This window comes from Hydrogenophaga sp. (assembly GCF_030656115.1).
Lineage (GTDB): Bacteria > Pseudomonadota > Gammaproteobacteria > Burkholderiales > Burkholderiaceae_C > Hydrogenophaga.
On record NZ_JAUSOO010000122.1, the window covers coordinates 24,045 to 43,066 of the forward strand.

Annotated in this window: 13 protein-coding genes; 9 read left to right on the forward strand and 4 right to left on the reverse strand. The window is 64.4% G+C overall.

The genetic code is table 11. The annotated features are described in order from the left end of the window. Positions 1-240: 240 nt before the first annotated feature. The 4 genes from Q7J58_RS15075 to Q7J58_RS15090 all read left to right on the forward strand — a co-directional run bounded on the left by Q7J58_RS15075 (position 241) and on the right by Q7J58_RS15090 (position 2,712). Positions 241-501, forward strand: a complete 261-nt coding sequence (locus tag Q7J58_RS15075; RefSeq protein ID WP_304829735.1) for a hypothetical protein — start codon at positions 241-243, stop codon at positions 499-501. Then, positions 498-1,370, forward strand: coding sequence for a sterol desaturase family protein (locus Q7J58_RS15080; protein WP_304829738.1), 873 nt, complete (start codon positions 498-500; stop codon positions 1,368-1,370). The genes Q7J58_RS15075 and Q7J58_RS15080 overlap by 4 nt, the downstream gene beginning before the upstream one ends. A 35-nt stretch (positions 1,371-1,405) precedes the next feature. Next, positions 1,406-2,143 (forward strand): DUF1499 domain-containing protein, encoded by a 738-nt coding sequence (locus Q7J58_RS15085; RefSeq protein ID WP_304829741.1) that lies wholly within the window; start codon positions 1,406-1,408, stop codon positions 2,141-2,143. A gap of 104 nt (positions 2,144-2,247) precedes the next feature. Next, positions 2,248-2,712, forward strand: a complete 465-nt coding sequence (locus tag Q7J58_RS15090) for a rhodanese-like domain-containing protein (protein WP_304829743.1) — start codon at positions 2,248-2,250, stop codon at positions 2,710-2,712. A gap of 31 nt (positions 2,713-2,743) precedes the next feature. Here Q7J58_RS15090 and Q7J58_RS15095 read toward each other — a convergent pair whose 3' ends face one another. Then, entirely contained in the window at positions 2,744-3,442 is a 699-nt protein-coding gene (locus tag Q7J58_RS15095) for a DNA/RNA non-specific endonuclease (protein WP_304829858.1), read from the reverse strand. 516 nt (positions 3,443-3,958) lie between these two features. On the opposite strand from Q7J58_RS15095, the gene Q7J58_RS15100 reads away from it, so the two are divergent. The 4 genes from Q7J58_RS15100 to Q7J58_RS15115 all read left to right on the forward strand — a co-directional run bounded on the left by Q7J58_RS15100 (position 3,959) and on the right by Q7J58_RS15115 (position 14,099). Continuing rightward, on the forward strand, positions 3,959-5,602 hold the full coding sequence (locus Q7J58_RS15100) for an AAA family ATPase (protein ID WP_304829746.1): 1,644 nt from the start codon (positions 3,959-3,961) through the stop codon (positions 5,600-5,602). A 328-nt stretch (positions 5,603-5,930) separates the two neighbouring features. Then, on the forward strand, positions 5,931-7,823 hold the full coding sequence (locus tag Q7J58_RS15105) for a hypothetical protein (protein WP_304829749.1): 1,893 nt from the start codon (positions 5,931-5,933) through the stop codon (positions 7,821-7,823). A 368-nt stretch (positions 7,824-8,191) separates the two neighbouring features. After that, the gene (locus Q7J58_RS15110) at positions 8,192-13,114 is read left to right on the forward strand and encodes a PAS domain S-box protein (protein WP_304829752.1); all 4,923 of its coding nucleotides are present in this window, start codon (positions 8,192-8,194) and stop codon (positions 13,112-13,114) included. Positions 13,115-13,130: 16 nt separating this feature from the next. Next, complete coding sequence (locus tag Q7J58_RS15115; RefSeq protein ID WP_304829755.1) at positions 13,131-14,099, forward strand: diguanylate cyclase; 969 nt, start codon at positions 13,131-13,133, stop codon at positions 14,097-14,099. 87 nt (positions 14,100-14,186) lie between these two features. On the opposite strand, the gene Q7J58_RS15120 is transcribed toward Q7J58_RS15115, so the two are convergent. Beyond that, on the reverse strand, positions 14,187-15,065 hold the full coding sequence (locus Q7J58_RS15120; protein ID WP_304829758.1) for a DUF3047 domain-containing protein: 879 nt from the start codon (positions 15,063-15,065) through the stop codon (positions 14,187-14,189). Here Q7J58_RS15120 and Q7J58_RS15125 point away from each other — a divergent pair. Next, positions 15,031-15,927, forward strand: coding sequence for a hypothetical protein (locus Q7J58_RS15125; RefSeq protein ID WP_304829761.1), 897 nt, complete (start codon positions 15,031-15,033; stop codon positions 15,925-15,927). The genes Q7J58_RS15120 and Q7J58_RS15125 overlap by 35 nt on opposite strands. Before the next feature lie 36 nt (positions 15,928-15,963). Here Q7J58_RS15125 and Q7J58_RS15130 read toward each other — a convergent pair whose 3' ends face one another. Next, on the reverse strand, positions 15,964-16,773 hold the full coding sequence (locus tag Q7J58_RS15130; RefSeq protein ID WP_304829764.1) for a DUF547 domain-containing protein: 810 nt from the start codon (positions 16,771-16,773) through the stop codon (positions 15,964-15,966). A gap of 43 nt (positions 16,774-16,816) precedes the next feature. Continuing rightward, on the reverse strand, positions 16,817-18,979 hold the full coding sequence (locus Q7J58_RS15135; protein WP_304829767.1) for a bifunctional TVP38/TMEM64 family protein/FAD-dependent oxidoreductase: 2,163 nt from the start codon (positions 18,977-18,979) through the stop codon (positions 16,817-16,819). Positions 18,980-19,022: the final 43 nt, after the last annotated feature.

Here is a 19,022-nt window from a genome sequence, read left to right on the forward strand (position 1 = left end):
ACACCGGTGACCGGGGGGCTTCAGGTGCCGGTCGCTTGCTTGCACAAACGATCTAATGATCGTTAGAATGTGTGCAAATCAAACATTGGCCTGAAAGCGGGCTGTATGACCCGTTGACCCGTTCTGTTTGCCGTTGAACGAAGCCGCCAACGGGCTGCAATGTCAGGGCTACCCGGCCCGCCAGGTGGCGGGCGGCGTGGGCCAGCGGCCGGCTGATCGAACGTCCACCAGGAGATCCCCATGGGTGTTGTGCTTTTCATTCTCAACAGGCGCTATGGCGCGCCACGCATCATGCAGACCGGTCTCGTGCTGCTGCTGGGGCATGTGGCCATTGCGCTTTCGGGGCTGGAGTTCCTGCACTTCGTTTCTGCGCTGGTGCTGCTCGGCGTGGGCTGGAACTTCGCCTTCGTGGGCGGGGCCGTGGTGCCGTTTCTGGTGCTGGCCTTGCTGGCGTCCGTTGGTACCGAGCTGAAAACCATCCGCTTGCGGGAGGCCCTATGAATTTTGAACAGTTTGTCCTTTCCTATGAACCGCAGATCCGCATGGGCTTCTTTGTCGGGGTGTTCGCGCTGGTGGCCCTGTGGGAGCTGGCCGCGCCGCGCCGGGTCTTGAAGCTCTCGCGCCAGCAGCGCTGGACCGCCAACCTCGGCATCGTGCTGCTCAACACGGTGATCGTGCGGGTGGCCTTTCCCGCGGCCGCGGTGGGCATGGCGGCCCTGAGCGTCGACAAGGGCTGGGGGCTGCTGAACCACTTCGATGTGCCGTTCTGGCTCGCCGTGCCGCTGGCCGTGGTGGCGATGGACTTCGTGATCTGGCTGCAGCATGTGATGGTGCACGCCGTGCCCGCGCTCTGGCGGCTGCACCGGGTGCACCACGCCGACCTCGACTACGACCTGACCACCGGCGCACGCTTCCACCCGCTGGAGATCGTGCTGTCCATGGGCATCAAGTTCGCCACCATCGTGCTGCTGGGCGCGCCGGTGCTGGCGGTGGTGGTCTTTGAGGTGCTGCTCAGCGCCTGCGCCATGTTCAACCACGGCAACATCCGCCTGCCGGCCGCGCTGGACCGCGCCTTGCGCTGGTTCCTCGTCACGCCCGACATGCACCGCGTGCACCACTCGGTGGAAGACGACGAGAGCAACTCCAACTTCGGTTTCAACCTCACCTGGTGGGACCGTCTGTTTGGCACCTACCGCGAGCAGTCGCGCGCCGGCCAGCTCGGCATGACCATCGGCATCCACGACCACACCGACCCGCACGAGGTGGCGCGCCTGCCCGGCATGTTGATGCTGCCGTTCAAGGGCAAAGTGACCGACTACGCCATCAACCGCCGCAACTGGACCCCGCCCGCTGCGGACGCCAAGCTCTGAACCCGCCCCGATGGACCCGCAACACACCGATGAACATGCCCATTTCGCCCCGACGCCCCATCTTGTCCCTCGCCGGTCTGTTGCTCTCACTGGCGGCCATTGCTGCCGTGCTGCTGGCCGGCGTTGGCTACCGGCAGGGCTGGTGGCATTTTCTGCAAGGCCTGCAGATCGCCGAGTGGGCGGTGTACGCGGCGGGGCTGGGCCTGGTGCTGTCGCTGGCGGCTGCGATCACCGCGCGCCCGGGTCGGCAACCGCGCCGGCACGGTTTCGTGACCGGTCTGCTGGGTGTGTTGCTGGCGCTGCCGGTGCTGGGCATGGCGCTGCAGTGGGAAGTGGCGACGCGGACCACGCCGCCGATCAACGACATCAGCACCGACACCGAGGACCCACCGGTGTTCTGGGACATGCCCAACCCCACGGAATACCCCGGCGAGGCATTCGCCACCTTGCAGCGCACGGGCTACCCGGACCTCGCGCCGCTGCGGGTCAAGCAGGCCCCCGACGCGGTGTACGCCCAGGCGCTGGCGCTGGTGAATCAGCGGGGCTGGGCCGTCGTGGCCAGCGACGCGGCGGAAGGCCGCATCGAGGCGGTGGCGACCAGCCGTTTGTTCGGTTTTGCCGACGAGGTGGCGGTGCGCATCTCTCCCGCTGACGGGGGTGCGCGCGTGGACATGCGCTCGCGCTCGCGCCTGGGCAAGATCGACCGCGGCACCAACGCGAAACGCATCCGCGCCTACCTGGGCGATCTGAACCAGCGCTTGAGCCCACCCTGACCGCGCACACCGGGATGGCGGAAAGCCCTATGCCCGCATGCCGTTCATTGCGCGAAAATATCAGCATTCACTTATTTTTAACGCCCATCCTTCTGAGACGCCCCATGAAACTGCAACACCTCGCCCTCGCCGCCCTCACCGCCGCCAGCCTGCTGCTGGCGCCCGCCGCCCACGCCGACAACAAAGCCGTTGCCGTGGACGAGATGGAGGCTTACCTGGAGTTCGTGGACTACGGCGGCGGCGTGATCTTTGCCGAGCAGATCCCGGCCGACGAGTGGAAAAAGATGATCGTCATTGACGCACGCGACGCCGGCCAGTTCGCCAAGGGCCACATCCCCGGCGCCATCAACATGGACTGGCGCCAGGTGCTCGCCAAGCGCAACACCATCCCCAAAGACAAGCCGGTGCTGATCTACTGCAACACCGGTTCCCTCTCGGCCCAGGCCGGTTTTGCCATGCGCGTGGCGGGCTGGGACAACCTGCGCATCCTGCAGGGCGGCATGGAAGAGTGGAAGGCCAAGGGCGGGTTCGACGCCGCCGCCAAGGCCACCGCGCCCGCCCAACACTGATCGCCGGGCGCCAACCCGCGCCCGAGGGGTCTCAAAGCCCGACGCCCGGCAGGAGTTCAATCCCCGTGCGTTGGACGAGTTCCGGGTAGCTGATGGGCGGCCCCGCCTGCGCATCGTCCCGGTTGGCATGCCAGTGCGCCCAGGCCCTGTGCCCCGCCTCGTCGTACACCAGCTTGAACAGGTAGTCCGGCACCCGCACCCGGTTCTCGCCAACCGTCTTGCTGCCTTGCGCATACACCGGGCCGGTGATCACATACACATTGCCCTTGGCGCGCTCGGCAAATTGGCGCGTGTCCTGTTCCACCTTGGCCCATGCCCCGCCGTTGTGGCGCGCGGACTGCGGAACGGTGTTGGCCAGCGAAAACGACTGCTCCATGGCGGTTGGGTTGGGCATGTCCGCCGCCGGCGCCATGTGTCCGCGCGAATAGCCCGAATTTCTGTAGTCGTCCAGCTCGGCGCGCTCGGCCCGGGGCAAACGGGCATCGGCAAAGAAGCGGTCGGTGCGTTTTTCGTTGGCATTGGCCACCGAGCGCCGGTTGAGCTTTTGCGCCACAAACACCGGGGTTTTGGTCTGTCCGCTGTGCAGAATCGCAAATGCCTCAAAACACAGCGGGCGCTGCAGCGGCTGAAAATGCAGCACAGGCGACATGCCCCCAGCAAAAAACTGGGGGCACGCGGCAAACGGCTCGGCCCCCTGCCGGGCAGCGGGGGGCGTCTTGGCCTGGACCACCGGGCGGTCTGCTGCGCCGGGGTTGAGCACCGCATCCAGTTTTTCTCTCAACACGTCCGAGGTCAGCACCGCCTGAACAAAACGCGCCAGCTCTTTGCCGGTGCCCGTGAGCGAATCGGAGCACGAGCCCAAGGCCACCCCCACGCACAGGGTGACCACGGGCAGGGCCCAGCGCGAGAAGCTGAAAGCCGGTTTGGGGGTGTTCGCGGAACGGACGCTGCGCTTGCGCTGAGTGGTTTTTTTGTGGGCAGGCACGGGTGCAATCGGGTGACTCAAGGGGAGGCTTACAGGGAGGGCAGTCTATCTGGCTTGCATCCAGCCCAACGCTTTGACGTTGCAGTGCTGCGCCGCCGCCGCACAGCAGACTGTTGTGTCAACCAGAACTGCGCACACATGTTGGGCACCCTGCCAGCGCGGTGTCGGTCGTGGTTGTGGTGGTTTTGGCTATATTCAAGCCCACACCGGCCACGGCCAGCGGAGCCCATTCGCCCTCACCAACCCCAGAAAGAAAGCCCCATGGCGCGACTGATCCCGGACCTGCACACCCTGCGGCTCCTCAATGGCGGGCACTACCGCGAGCGGGACGTTCTCGTCCAGTTGGCAGACGGCCTGCCGCCGGACTGGGTTGTGCTCCACAGCGTGGACTGGTCCAGCATCCACCCCGACGATGGGACGCAGCACTTTGGAGAAATCGACATCGTGGTCATGGCGCCCTGGGGCCATCTGGTGATCATCGAAGTCAAGGCCGGCGTGCTCCAGCAAACACAGGCAGGGCTGGTCAAGCAGTACGGCGAAAAATCCAAATCGCTCGACTGGCAGGCCCGCGTCCAGCATGCCGCCATGCGCCACAACCTGATCCGGGAATCCCTTTCGGGGGTGCGCCTGGGCCAGCTCCTGGTGCTGCCAGACCAGCGCGTGCTGGCCGGAACCCTGGCGCACCCGCGCGAGCGCATTGTGGACAGCCGCGACATGCCCGAGCTGTGCCAGCGCGTCAAGGCGGCCATGCCCGCCGACCTGGGCACCCGCCTGGACACCGAGAGCGTGCTGGCCTTCTTGCTCAACCGGTTTTCTGCGTCCATCGACGTGACCGCGCAAGCCACCCAGGCCGCCCTGGCAACCCGGCACCTGTCCAACGGCCTGGCCACCTGGGTGCCGCGCATCACCTCGCCCAGCAACACCTTTGTCATCGAAGCCACCGCCGGTTCGGGCAAAACCCAGCTGGCCCTGACGCTGATCCAGCAAGCCCTGCAACGCCAGGAGCGGGTGGCCTACGTCTGTTTCAACCGACCGCTGGCCGACCATGTGGTGACCCTGGTCAGCCACAAGGTTGACGTGTGCACCGTTCACGAATGGGCGCTGCAACGCGCTCACAAAGCCGGCATGGAGCCAGACTTCAGCGAACCCGGTGTTTTTGATGCGATCACCCGCACCTGGACCGCCCTCGCCGAAACACAAGACGCCAACCTGGACTTGCTGATCGTGGATGAGTCGCAAGACTTCGACGCCGAATGGATCGCCGCCCTGACCCTGCGCATCAAAAGCGACGGGCGGCTGTACCTGATGGGCGACGCCGAACAGGTGCTGTACGGGCGCGATGCCTTCGAACTGCCGGACGCCGTGCAGATTCACTGCGACGAAAACTTTCGCAGCCCCCGGCGCATTGTGGCCACCGTCAATGCCCTGCGCCTGACCGCCACGCCGGTGCAAGCCATGTCCGCTTTTGAGGGCGACATCCCCGAATTTGTGCGCTGTGGAGGTTCTGCAGACGGCACCGTGCAGGCCACCGAAAAAGTGCTCCATGCCCTGTGGGACGAGGGTTATGCGCCCGAGCAGGTGGTGGTGCTGAACTGGCACGGTGGCACCCAATCGCCGCTGTTGCAGCGCAACACCCTGGCCGGCCAACGGGTTTGTCGTTGGCTGGGCCGCTTTGATGCAGCCGCCAACCCGGTGTTCAGCGAAGGGCCGCTGCGCGCCGAAACCGTGCACCGCTTCAAAGGCCAATCGGCCCCGGTCATTGTGCTGAGCGGGCTGGACTTCACAGAACTCACGCCAGCCCTGCGCCGGCGCCTGTTTGTGGCCATGACCCGCGCCCAGTACAAACTGGTGTGCGTGGCCAACCAGGATGCGATGGATGCATTGGGGCGGGTGTTGGCCGAGTGATCAGTCCTGGTGAGCCGGGCAGGGCGCTCGTGCCAGTTTCCCGCATGGATAAACCGCCGTCCTGCAGCCCATGAATTTCAGCGCAACCGCCGTTTGATGGGGTTCCTCAACCGCCCCAAGTCCGACAGGTTCCCAGGCGTCACTGCGTGGCGCAGCGGTGCGGATTCAAGGGCCAAACGCAAAGCGGCTGAGAGGCTGCACCGGCCAGGCGCCGGCAGCTTGTGAATACGCCAGTGGCTTGCTGGCGGCGTGCCTGTGCAGATGCGGTGGTTTGGTGTAAAAGGTTTGTTCTTTTTAAACCCGGTCCAAGACAACCAAGGTCAACACAATGGCGGTGAATGGATCAGACGAGCCGGTGTTGCGCATGCCGCAGACAGCGGCTTATGTGGGTGCGCTTTGGGGCGGTGTGCTGGCGCTCTGTGCCTTGGCGTGGGTGTTTCGCTCGCTGTCTTGCCTGGCCGTTGCCGTTGCCGTGGCGGTTGTGGCCTATCCGGTGTGGTGCCTGCTGGTGGAGCGTGCACAGTTGCGCCGCCAAGCCATTTTGCAAACCGTTGCCGAAGACCAGAGCGCCCTGGTGCGCTGGCTGTGGCGGGGCACGCTGCTTCAGGTGGGGCTGGTCTTTGTGGCCTTGCTGAATGCGGCGCTGCTGCTGGGCGTTTTGGCGCAGCTGAGCCCGTGGCACTGGGCTGTTTTGTGGGGGGATGCGCTGGTGTTGGGCCTGGTCTTCCATCGGGTCCGGCGGTCTTTGTCCCAGCAGATTCGAGCGCCTTACCAAGGCTTGGTGGCGCGCATGTGGCCTGTCATGGCGGGCAACGTTTTGCTGCTGATGGGGGCGTTTGTCGCTCTGGACTTTTACGCGGAGCACTTGGCCACGCCGGGCCCGTGGGGGGAGGTTGTTCAAGGTGCGTTTGAGCAAGGCCGCACCGGCGTGGTGTGTTCCGTGGCAGGGGCCTGGCTGGGCGCCGTTCACGCGGTGGACCAACTGGCCTGGAGGGTGGCCATCAGCACGCTTCCGACCTTGCCCGGCATGCCGATGCGCCTGGTGGGATGGGTCCTTTTTCTGGCGTGGACGGGCGTTGGGGCGGTGCTCTTCAGCCGGTTTTTGCTGGGCGTCCTGGCCGGGGTCGACGCGCGGACAGTGAAGCCCCTCCGGACCGCGCCTCCCACGGCGCCCATGGGCAGCATGTGGCGCAGTTTTGTGGCCACCATCGTGGCACTTGCCGTGCTCTCGCTGTTCGCCGCGTGGAAACTGGCGGCCTGGGAACCCTCCAGCGAACGCGGGGTATCCGGTGTGTCCGTGGCTGACGATCCTTGTGCCCGGGTCGCTGTCGACACGGCGGGCCTTCGGTCGGCGCTGACGGACCAGATACAGCAGGCCCGGCTTGGCGCACACCGCACGGCCGACCAGCACATAGATGCTTTGCTGGACACCGCTTTTGGCCGCGCCGAGCAGGGCGTGGATGCCTACCTGGGGTGGTATTTCAGTCTTTACGGCGATTACAGCCGCCTGGCGGCGGTCATGGTGGGCGATCTGGGCCAGGTGATGCAGGAGAACCTTACCCGGCATGTGTTCGAGGACACGGGTTTTCAACACATCATGGCGTCGCAATCCCAGGTCATCCAGGCGGCGATGGCGCAGCAGATGCTCAGCGTGGCCCCGGACCTTGCGCAGGGGGTGCGCGCCACCGTGGCACAGGCGGGGTGTCCGGTTCCTTCGCTCAACCTCGATGCGCTTGCGGACCTGGGCCCCGACCGGATTCATGCGGCGGTGTCGACGGCTTCGGCGGTGACCGTGGGCACGGTCACCGCCAAGATGGTGGCTCAAAAAGCCGTGGCGGCAGCGGCAGGCAAGGCGGCGGCCAGCGGTTCGCTGAAGCTGGCGGCAAAGTTGGCCGCCAAAGCGGTGGCCAAGCCGGGTGCGGCCCTGGCCGCTGGCACGGCGGCCACGGCGGTGTGCGCCCCCACGGGGCCGGCGGCGCTGCTGTGCGGCATCGCCGCCGGGGTGGTCACGTGGATCACCGTTGACAAGGCGGCCATTGAGATAGAGGAGCATCTGAAGCGCGACGACATGCGGGCCGATTTGATGGCGGTGCTGAACGAGCAACGGGCCACCATGCGCACGGAGCTGCAGGTCATCTACCACGGGCTCGCCGACGCGTACGCAGCCGAGATCGATGCGCGGGCGCAGCGGGTGTTTGTGCCGGCGAGGGATGGGGTGTGAGAACCACCCCTCTCAAGGGGCTGCCTGCACAGCTGCCAATAACCTTCGGAGCAGACGGCTGGGCGCAGACGCTCACGCCCGCACGCTCCCGCGAATGGGGGGGAGCAAGGCCACCAGCGTGCGGTTTTTGGCGGATGAACCCAAGGTGTTTGCTGGTTTTGACTGCATAATTTTTGCCACCCCAAAGAACGACAAGCCACTGTTTTTGAGATCGGATCATTTTCGTGAAAACCACCCAGATCTTGAAACAGCGCGATCCGAACGCGTGCGTCAGCGTGCTCGGCTGCACCCCAAGCTGTGTGGCTGCCTTGTTTGTTCGGCTGGGTGCACCCCGGCGCACCTGGCCCATTCCATGGCTGGACTGACGCATGGTTGAACGTCCGGCCATGCCCGTCCGTGCCGATTCGGTCAGCAAATCTGTTCCTTCGCTGGGGGTGGGCGCATGGCTCTGGCCTGCGCTGGTGTTGTTGGCGGGTTTGACTCTGGCGGTGTTTGTGTGGTCTTTGTTGCGCGGCAAAGCGCATGAAGTTGCCGAGCAGGCCTTTCAGCAGCAGGCGCAAACGCTGCGCATCGCCATTGAGAACGACCACGAACGCCAGTTCAAATCGCTGCGCGGGCTGGTGTCGTTCATGGCTGCTTCGGAAAAGGTGGAGCCCCGCGAGTTTTCGGCGTACGTGGCGAACCTGCACCTGCCCACCGACCAACCCACGCTGCGGGCCCTGTTTTTTGTGGCTTCGCAGCCCGATCCGTCTGGGCACAACCGCTATCCGGTGATGCTGGCCGAGCCGTTTCCGCCGGACTGGGTGGGGCTGGACCTGTCGGTGTACCCGCAGGCTGCCCACGTGCTGGAGCAGTCCATGCACCGTGCCAGCGCGATGTTGTCCGATCCGTTTGATCTGGCGCAGGAGCACCTGAGCGGCAGCAAGAACATGCTGTTGGCCCTGCCGGTGTACCACGAGGCGGTGCCGCCCGACGACCTGACGGCCCGACGGCAGAGTCTGCGGGGGTGGATGGTGGCGGTGTTCGAGCCCGACTGGTTGAGTTTGGTTCATGGTCTGCAGCAAGACGCCTTGCAACTGGACATCTACGACAGCGGCCCTGACGGCGATGCGCTGATCTTCAGTCTGGATGCGCAAGAGGGGCTGTGGACGCGCAGCTACCGGCGTGCCGACTACGCGAGCCAGCGCTTTCACCGGGTGGACCTGTTGCGGCTGGGTGGACGGCAATGGAAGCTGGTCAGCAGTTCCACCCCGGTGTTTGAGGCGGCCTGGCTCAATCTGGCGCCCGCCTGGGTGGCTTTGTTCGGAGGCTTGCTGGCCAGTTTGCTGGCGGCTGGGGCGCTGCGCCTGCTGATGGTGGACCGTGCCCGCATCCGTGAGCAGGCCGACTCGGTGTCGATAGAGCGCGACACGCTGTCCGAAGTGGCGCAGTTCACCCACAGCGCGGTGATTTTGACCGGTGTGGACGGGCGCATCGGCTGGGTCAACGAAGGTTTCTGCAAGCAGACCGGTTTTTCCGCCGACGAGGCCTTGGGCGCTTTGCCCGAAGCATTGCTGGGATCACCGCAGACGACGCCTGCCGAGCTGCTGCGCATTCGCCAGGCCAAGCAAGAGCGCACAGGCGTTGAAGCCGACGTGATGAACCGGCGCAAGAACGGTGAGCACTATTGGGTGCGCCTGGAGCTGCGGCCCCGTTTTGACCGCCAGCAGAAGTTTTTGGGCTACATCGGGATTCAGACCGATATTCATGAAGAGCGCAGCAATGCCGAGTTGCTGCAAAACGCCCTGAATGAAAACGATGCCCTGATGCGCACCCTGAATGCGCACGCCATCGTGTCGGAGACCGACATCGAGGGCAACATCACCCGGGCCAACCCACTGTTTGTGGACATCAGCGGCTACAGCGCCGAGGAGCTGCGGGGTCAGAACCACCGCATTGTCAATTCTGGATACCACGACAAGGCTTTCTGGAAAGACATGTGGGACACCATTTCTCAGGGCAAGCCGTGGCGTGGCGAGGTGTGCAACCGCAACCGCCGTGGCGAGCTGTATTGGGTCAACAGCATGATGGCCCCGGTGTTCAATGTGCAGGGCGAGATTGAGAAGTACGTCTCCATCCGCTTTGACATCACCCAGCGCAAGCGCGTGGAAGAAAAACTGCGTGTCAACCGCGATTTTTTCCACCGCATGGGCGAAATTGCCAAGGTGGGGTATTGGGTGGCCGACTTCCAGACCCACACGATGGACTGGTCGCTGGAGTCTTTGCGCATCATGGACACCCCCGAGGGACTCCGGCCAACGGCGGCCGAGGTGCGCGTACGCTATGCGCCTGCGTCCATCGCGTCCATTGGCCAGGCCTGGAAAGCCGCGCGCGAACACGGCGATGGCTTCGATCTGGAGTTGCAGTTCACCACCTTTCAGGGCGAGCCCAAGTGGCTGCGCGTGGCGGCCAGCCCCGAGTTGAAAGAGGGCAAGCCCTGGCGGCTGATCGGCATCACGCAAGACATCACGGAACGTGTGCAGGCGCGCCAGCGCATTGAAGAAAACGAGCGTATTTTGCGTTCGGCCATCGACACGCTGGACGAAGCTTTTGTGCTGTACGACCCGAACGACCGGCTGCTGCTGCACAACCAGCGCTATGTGGAGCTGTTTGCCGAGTCGGCACCCGCCATTTTCCCTGGGGCCCGGTTCGAAGATGTCATTCGGTACGGGATTGCCCATGGGCAGTACCCCTCGGCCAAGGGCCGGGAAGAGGCGTTTTTGGTTGAGCGGCTGGAGTTGCACAACCGCAACCAGGTGACCTTTGAGACCCAGCTGACCAATGGCCGCTGGGTCCGCGTGGCCGAATGCCGCACCACCGACGGCTACCACGTGGGTTTCCGTATCGATGTGACCAACTTTAAGCGTGCGGTGGAGCTGGCCGAGGAAGCTTCGCGCAGCAAGAGCCAGTTTCTGGCCAACATGAGCCACGAAATTCGCACGCCCATGAACGCCATTCTGGGCATGTTGCAGTTGCTGCAGACCACACCCCTGACGCAAGGGCAGATCGATTACGTCAGCAAGACGCAGGCGGCTGCCAAGTCGCTGTTGGGCATCCTGAACGACATTCTGGATTTTTCCAAGGTGGAGGCCGGCAAGATGCAACTTGACCCTGAGCCCACCGTGCTCGACACCGCGCTGCGCGAGCTGGGTGTGATTTTGGCCGGCAGCCTGGGCAAAAAGCGGCTGGATGTGCTGTTTGACATCGACATGGACATTCCGCGCGAGCTGGTGTTTGACGCCATGCGGCTCAAGCAGGTGTTGATCAACCTGGGTGGCAACGCCATCAAGTTCACTGGCCAGGGCGAGGTGCTGCTGCAGGTCAGGCTGCTAGAGCACCTGGGCGACAAGGTGCGGCTGCTGTTTGCGGTCAAGGACACCGGAATGGGTGTGTCGTTCGAGCAGCAGGAACGTATTTTTGAAGGGTTTTCGCAGGCCGAAACCTCGACCTCGCGGCGCTTTGGAGGTACCGGCCTGGGCCTGGCCATTTCGCGCCGGTTGGTGGCGCTCATGGGGGGCACGCTCAAGCTGGAAAGCGACCCTGGTGCCGGCAGCGTGTTCTCGTTTGAACTGGTGTTGCCGGTGCACGGTGAGCCCAAGCGGACGGCACCCCATCCGGTCAACGCGGCCACGGTGCTGGTGCTGGACGAAGGGCCGGTGGCGCGTGTGGTACATGCGCGCCAGTTGAGCGGGTTGGGTTGTTTTGTGGACACGGCCGAATCGCTCGCCCAAGCCCAGGACGCCATGCGCCGGCGCGCCAAACGCGGTCAGGCTTTCAACGTTGTGCTGGTGGCCGACTGCGTGGCCGACCCCACCGGGGCTGCCACGGTGGCTGCGCTGCGCCAGTACCAGCAGAGTCTGGCCCCCGAATTGAAGTTGCCCCGCTTTGTGTTGGTGGCGTCGCATGCTCCCGATGTGCTGGAAGAAAACAGCGACCTGCCCAAGAACGGCATCAATGCCTACCTGCTCAAGCCGGTCACGCCCGAGGGCTTCATGGAGGCCATGCAACCCACGCAGGCCAGGCCCCCCGCCTGGGTGCGCCAGCCCACGGCCGCGTTGAGCGAGGAACTGGCCGGCGTGCGCATTCTGTTGGCCGAGGACAACCTCATCAACCAGCAGGTGGCCACCGAACTGCTCCAGCGCAAAGGCGCTACGGTGTTTGTGGCCAACAACGGGCAGGAGGCGCTCGACGCCATCGATGCGTTGGGTTCGCATTTCGATGCGGTGCTGATGGACATGCAAATGCCTGAAATGGACGGTCTGCAGGCCACGCAAGCCATCCGCCAGCGCCTGATGCGGACCGATCTGCCCATCATTGCCATGACCGCCAATGCCATGTCCGCCGACCGGGAGGCCTGCCTGGCCGCCGGCATGGATGACCACACCGGCAAGCCGTTCGATTTGAACAAGCTGGTGGCACAGCTGCGCTATTGGGTGTTTGAGCGGCACGGTATTGAGCCGCCAGCACCTGGGCCTGTGCCGGCGCCTGCGACAGCGCCCACCGAGCAGCCCGCGCCAGCCCACCCTCCCGCCGCACCTCAAGCGCAGCCACCATCGGCTGCACCGGCCGACCCGCAGGGTTCGTTGAGCAACGCCATGATGGGTTTTGATCCACAGGCGGCGGTTGAGCGTTTGGGTGGTGATCTTGACTTCTACCGCATCTTGCTGGTGCATTTTGTGGGCGATGTGCCCGCGCTTCAGGCCGACTTGGCGGACCGCAGCGACACCACGCTGGCGCGTTGGTCCGCAGCGTGCCATGCCCTCAAGGGCACCGCCGCCACGCTCGGGTTCACCGCATTGGCTCATGCTTCGGCCGACGTCGAGCAGGCATTCAAGCAACTGGCGCTCACATCCAACGAAACCATGAGCGCGCCTTTGTTCGATCGGATGGCGCATCTGAGCGATCTGGTCAGTCAAGCCCGCGATGCCGCCCAACGTTGGCTTGGGCAGCGGCAGGCCCTCGAAGCGTCCATGAACTTGCCGGAGTCGTTGGCTGCAGGCGCGCAGTCAGGACTCGGGGGCACTGAAGATGCCCATGCGCTGGTGAATGGGCTACAAAGCCTGATGGCTTGCCTGAAAGAGTCGGACCTTCAGGCGTTGGATCTGTATGAGCGGCTCAAAAGCCGGCGCGAATCCGCCACAGACGCGCTCTGGCAGGACCTGGACGATGCGATGCACGACCTGGACTTTGAACGTGCGGCCCAGTCCGCAGCTAAACTGCTTGAAGACGCACCAGAGAGCCCAGCGCCTTAGCTGCCCTGACCTCCAGATGACCACACATTCCGATACGCTTCCCAACCACACCGACTCGCACCGCGTTCTGGCTCCTGGTGCGGGCTTTCCCAGGCAACCGCGCCTGCTGGTGGTGGAGGACCAGCCCCTGCACATTCAGGTGTTGAACCGGGCGCTGTCGCCCGAATGCCGGGTTTTCATGGTCACCCAAGGCAAACAGGCCGTGCAATTTTGCGTGGACCGCCAGCCCGACCTGGTGTTGCTGGATGTGGAAATGCCCGACATGGACGGTTTCCAGGTGCTGGAGGCACTCAAGGCGGAGGAGGTCACGCGCAACATTCCGGTTATTTTTGTCACGGCGCACACCAGCACCGACATGGAAACCCGCTGCCTCAAGGCCGGTGCGGTGGACTTCATCTCCAAGCCCATCAACCCCAGTGTGGTGAAAGCGCGCGTGTACACCCACCTCAAACTCAAGTTCCAGTCGGACCTGATGCACCAGTGGGTCTATCTCGATGGGATGACAGGCGCCTTCAACCGCCGCTATTTCGACGACCAATTGCAAACCGAGTGGCGCCGTGCGCAGCGCACGGCCAAGCCGTTGTCGGTGATCTTGATAGACGTGGATTTTTTCAAAGCCTACAACGACCACCACGGCCATTTGTTGGGCGACGAGGCTTTGCGCACCCTGGTGAAAGCAGCCAAGCCGGTGTTGCAGCGCCCCGGCGATTTTCTGGCCCGCTACGGTGGCGAGGAGTTCGTGTGTCTGTTGCCGGACACGCCGTTGGCAGATGCCGCAACATTGGCCGAGCGCATTCGCCAAGCGGTGCTCGAACAGCGGGTGCTGCACGAACACAACCCTGGGGTGGGCGTGATGAGCATCAGCCTGGGGGTGGCCGAGAACTTCCAGCCAGGCATCGCCAACGCGGCCCAATTGCTTGGCGAGGCCGATAAACACCTGTACGTGGCCAAACACAGCGGCAAAAACCGGGTCTGCTCCCAGTAACGGGTGGCTTGACAAGGCCTGCGCGCGGGTGGGCCGCAACGCATTTTCAACCCCGGTGCGACCGCAAATGCGGTCGGAATCCTGGGCTCAAATGGGCGCAGCCGCAGGGGCCCAGTGCAGACCCGCCAGCCAGCCGGTGCTGCGGCTGGCGGTGTTGTCGCTGTCGGCGCCGATCAACACCGAGCGCACGTGGGGCAGGGGCGCACCGGTGGGCAGTTCGTCGGCAAAGAGTGTGGCGAAGTCTTGTGCCACGTCTCGGGTTTCGGTGGCCCACTGGCCCAGTGCTGCGCCCTGGCCTTGCAGGCTGATGAAGCGCACGCGTCGGGTGTAGGGGTTGGCACCTTGCAGGCCAGCGGGTGCGGCGCTGTCCCACACATAACACAGCGTGGCGGTGGGCAGGTTTTCGCCGCTCACGCTGCGGGCCAGGCGCAACACCGTGCGTTCCACAAAGGGCACGCGCTCCAGCGGGTGATCAAACATCACGCAGACCTTGAGTGCCGCATCGTCGCCGGCCTTGGTGCGCAGGTCGGGCGGGGCCTTGCCGCCTGTGAGGGGCTGGTCGAGTCGCCAGCGCCATTGCAGGCGCCCGGGCGCAGCGTCTGGGGTGTCGTGCACCAGCGTACCGTAAGACGATGCGGTGCTCACCTTGAGCGCGGCTTGGCCGTCAACGTGGGCTGCTTCGAAGCGGGTGGCGGGCAAGTCGGCGTGTTTTTTCGGAAAACCCACAAAACGCCACGCGGGGTTGAGCGCGCCATCGGCTTGAAGCAACGGGGGCAGGGCCGGCGCGGCCTGTGCCATGCCGGCCGCCGCCAGCGTGAGGGCGGCGAGCCCGCGAACAGTCAAAATACCCCAACCGGCATGGGAATAGCCCTGATGCAGCGTTGCCCCAGCGGCGCTAAGGTTCGGGTCAACCGATGAGGAGACCCGCAAGATGAAGAAGTTGTTGCTGGCTGTATGGTTGTTCATGGTGGTATCGACCTGTCAGGCCTTGTCACCTTACACGAGTGGCACGGCGCTGCCGGCGGCCGAGCTGCAGGCGTTGATGGGGGCGGTGGAAAAAAGGCTGCAGGCCGAGGGTTTCGCCCTGCTGGGTCGCCACCTGCCCAAGGGGCTGGAGTCGGGGGGCGTGGTTCTTGTGACCGACACCGCCATGCTGCAGGCCATCCAGGCTGCGGGGGGCAGCAGCATTGTGGCTGCGGCGATCCGGGTCGGTGTGCAGCGCGATGGCCGGGTGTCGTACACGACACCGGAGTACTGGTACCGGGCCTATCTGCGCCAGGCCTATCCGCAGGCCGAGGCCGCGGCGCGCTCGGTACAGGCGCGGCTGGCCAGGGCGCTGGGGCCGGGCAACGGCTTCGGTGGTGATGTACCGGCCGATCAGCTGGCGAACTACCAGTACATGACGTCCATGGAGCGGTTTGATTCGTTCCGGGCCGAACTGCGGGCCTTCGGCAGCTTTGACGAAGCCTTGCAGACGGTGCGCAAGGGCCTGAGCAATGGCGTGGGCGCCACCACCAAGGTGTACGAGGTGGTCATGGCCGACCGCAAGCTGGCGGTTTTCGGCGTGGCGTTGAACGAAGCGGCTCGTGGCGAAGGCTGGTGGGTCGGCAAGCTCGGGAAGGCCGGGCTGGAAAACATGGCCGCATTGCCTTACGAGATCTTCATAGTCGACAACAAGGTCTATTCGCTGCCGGGACGCTACCGTATCGCGCTGGCCTGGCCTTCCCTCAGCATGAGCGAATTCATGAACATCCGCTATGCGCCCGATGTGATTCTGCAAACCATGAACAAGCTGGCCGATGTCCAGGAGCAGCGTCCCGGCGACTGACGGACGACGGGCCCTGGTCGTCCGCCGGCCCACCGCTCAGCGCCCCGTGTCGTTGAGCGACCAGTCGTAGTCGAGGTGACCCACGCGCAGTGTTTTGGCTTTCAGCGCGGCCTGCTCGGCCGGCTGGTCGCTGAGCAGCTCGGCGTAGGTGGCCAACACGTCTTCCACCTGCCTGAAACCGCCGTGGCCTTTTTCAAAGTCTTCCTTGAACCACTTGAAGATGCTGCTCACTTCCACCTTGTTGCCCCGAACCCGGTTGCGGGTGCGGTCGGCCATGAAGCGGCGCATGCCGTCTTCGAGCTGGGCTTCCAACTGGTCGGCAGTGAAGGCCTCGTCGCGCAGCGCCGGGCAGCCGATGCTGGCGCAGTTGACGGCGGCGTGGATGCGCGGCTCGTGGTAGCGCGGGCGCAGCTGCTCGTGTTCGATCCAGTCCAGGTGCCGCTCTTCGCCCAGCAGGGTGAAAAACTGCTTTTTCCAGGCCGATTGCACGAACGAACCCAGGTCTTTGATGGATTTGAGGTCCGGGTACTGGGTGAGGATCAGCTCAACGGTGAAGGCGTTGTAGGCGTTGATCAGAAAGGCCATTTGCTGTGGCCGGCTCCAGCCGTCGAAGCTGGCTTTGGGCACGGCGCTCAGGGTGTCGAGCACGGCCTTGAGCGCCGTGCGGTCGGCGGCAAAGCCCTTGTAGTTGGCGCGCGACTGTTTGCCGTCGGGCAGCCAGCGCACGTGTTTCTTCAGCAGGGCGTCCCAGGCGGCGTAGCGGTGGTCGAAGGCGGTTTGCGCCTGGGCCGCCAGCGGCGCGACGGCGGCGGCCAGCAGGGCGATGAAGTGGCGGCGGGTGTTCATGGGGTGGGGACTCTGGGTATGACCTGGAGGTTCAACCGCCCGCTCAACCACGTTTCCAGTCGTGAAACTTCTTCACCCAGGCCAGCAACTGGTGCGGCTGGTGCGCGCGTTTCCATTCGCCGGCGGCGTATTTGTTGGCCTCGGCCAGGGTGGGGTAGGTGTGGATGGTGCCCAGAATTTTGTTCAGGCCCAGGCCGTGTTTCATGGCCAACACGTATTCGGCCAGCAGGTCGCCCGCGTGGGTGCCGACGATGGTCACGCCCAGAATCTTGTCTTTGCCCGGCACGGTGAGCACCTTCACGAAGCCGTGTGCTTCGCTGTCGGCAATCGCACGGTCCAGGTCGTCGATGCCGTACTTGGTGACTTCGTAGGGAATGTTCTTTTCCTTCGCTTCCTGTTCGTTCAGGCCCACGCGCGCGACCTCGGGGTCGATGAAGGTGGCCCAGGGAATGACCGAGTAGTCGGCCTTGAACTTCCTGAAATCACCGAACAGCGCATTCACCGCCGCGTACCAGGCCTGGTGCGCCGCCACGTGGGTGAACTGGTAGGGGCCGGCCACGTCGCCAGCGGCGTAGATGTTGGGGTAGATCGTCTGCAGGTATTCGTTGGTCTGCACCGTGCGGTTGGTGGGAATGCCCAGGTCTTCCAGGCCGTAACCGGTCAGGCGCGCCACGCGGCCCACGGCGCACAGCAGTTGGTCAAACGGTATGCGTTTTTCGGCACCCGCGTGTTCCACCACCAGTGTTTTCTCACCGTCCACCAGCTCGCAGCGCAGCGCCTTGTGGCCGGTGAGCACCGCCACGCCATCGGCCTCCAGCGAAGCCTGGGCGAGGGCTGAAACCTCTTCGTCTTCGCGCACCATGATGCGCGCGCCCATTTCCACCTGCGTGACCTGCGAGCCCAGGCGCGCAAAGCTCTGCGCCAGCTCCGAACCGATCGGACCACCGCCGAGCACCACCAAGCGTTTGGGTACTTCATCGAGCTTGGCGAACTCGTCCCACAGGGTGTCGCTGGTCACGTAGCCCACACCGTCCAGCCCGGGCAGCGGTGGCACAAAAGGCCGGGCACCAGCGGCGATCACGATGCTGCGCGCGGTGAGTCTTTGTGTGCCGCCACCGTTCAATGCAATCTCCACCGTCCACGGGTTCACCAGCTTGGCGTAGCCTGGCAGCACCTCCACGCCCAGACCGGTGTAGCGCGCCACGCTGTCGTGCGGCTCAATGGCTTTGATGACGTCGTGGATGCGCTGCATCACCGCCTTGAAGCTGAACGTGGGCGTGGTGTCGTTCAGGCCGTAGTTCGCGCCGTGGCGCATCTGGTGCGCGAGCTTGGCGCTTTTGATCAGCGCCTTGCTTGGCACGCAGCCGTAGTTCAGGCAGTCGCCGCCCATCTTGTGCGCTTCGATCAGCGTCACCTTGGCCTTGACGGCCGCAGCGATGTAGGCCGACACCAGGCCACCCGCACCCGCGCCAATGACGATCAGGTTGCGGTCAAAACTTGTGGGGCGCACGTTGGCCCATTGGGCGTAGACCTTGCGTTTTTGCACCGCTTCGACCACTTGGCGGGCGATCAGTGGAAACAGGCCCAGCAGCACAAAGCTGCCCAGCAGGCCGGGGCTCAAAATGCCTTGCAGCGAATCGAGTTGGCCCAGTTGTGTGCCCGCGTTCACATACACGGCCGTGCCGGCCAGCATGCCCAACTGGCTGACCCAGTAGTAGGTCCAAGTCTTCATCTTCGTCAGGCCCATCAGCAGGTTGATGACGAAGAACGGCACCACCGGAATCAGCCGCAGCGTGAACAGGTAGAACGCACCGTCTTTCTGAATGCCTTTGTCCATATCGGCCATGCGCTGGCCGAATCGGCTTTGTACCGAGTCACGCAGCAAAAAGCGGGCGGTCAAAAAAGCCAGTGTGGCACCCACGCTGGACGCAAACGACACCAGCAGCAAACCCCAGCCCAGGCCGAAGATGGCGCCGCCCGCCAGCGTGACGATGACCGCGCCCGGCAACGACAGCGCGGTGACCGCCACGTAGACCAGAAAGAAGCCCAGCGCCAATTGCAGCGGCTGCTGTTCGCGCAGCGTGGCCAGACTGGCCTGGCTTTCTTTCAAAAACGCGAGGCTGAAATAGCGGTCCAGCCCCAAGGCAAAAAACGCCACGATGCCCAGCAGCACGGCGACCAGCAGTAAGACTTTGCGAAGATTCACGACCGTTCCTTGTAGGTTCTGTTGGGCATGAGTCGCAACAGGC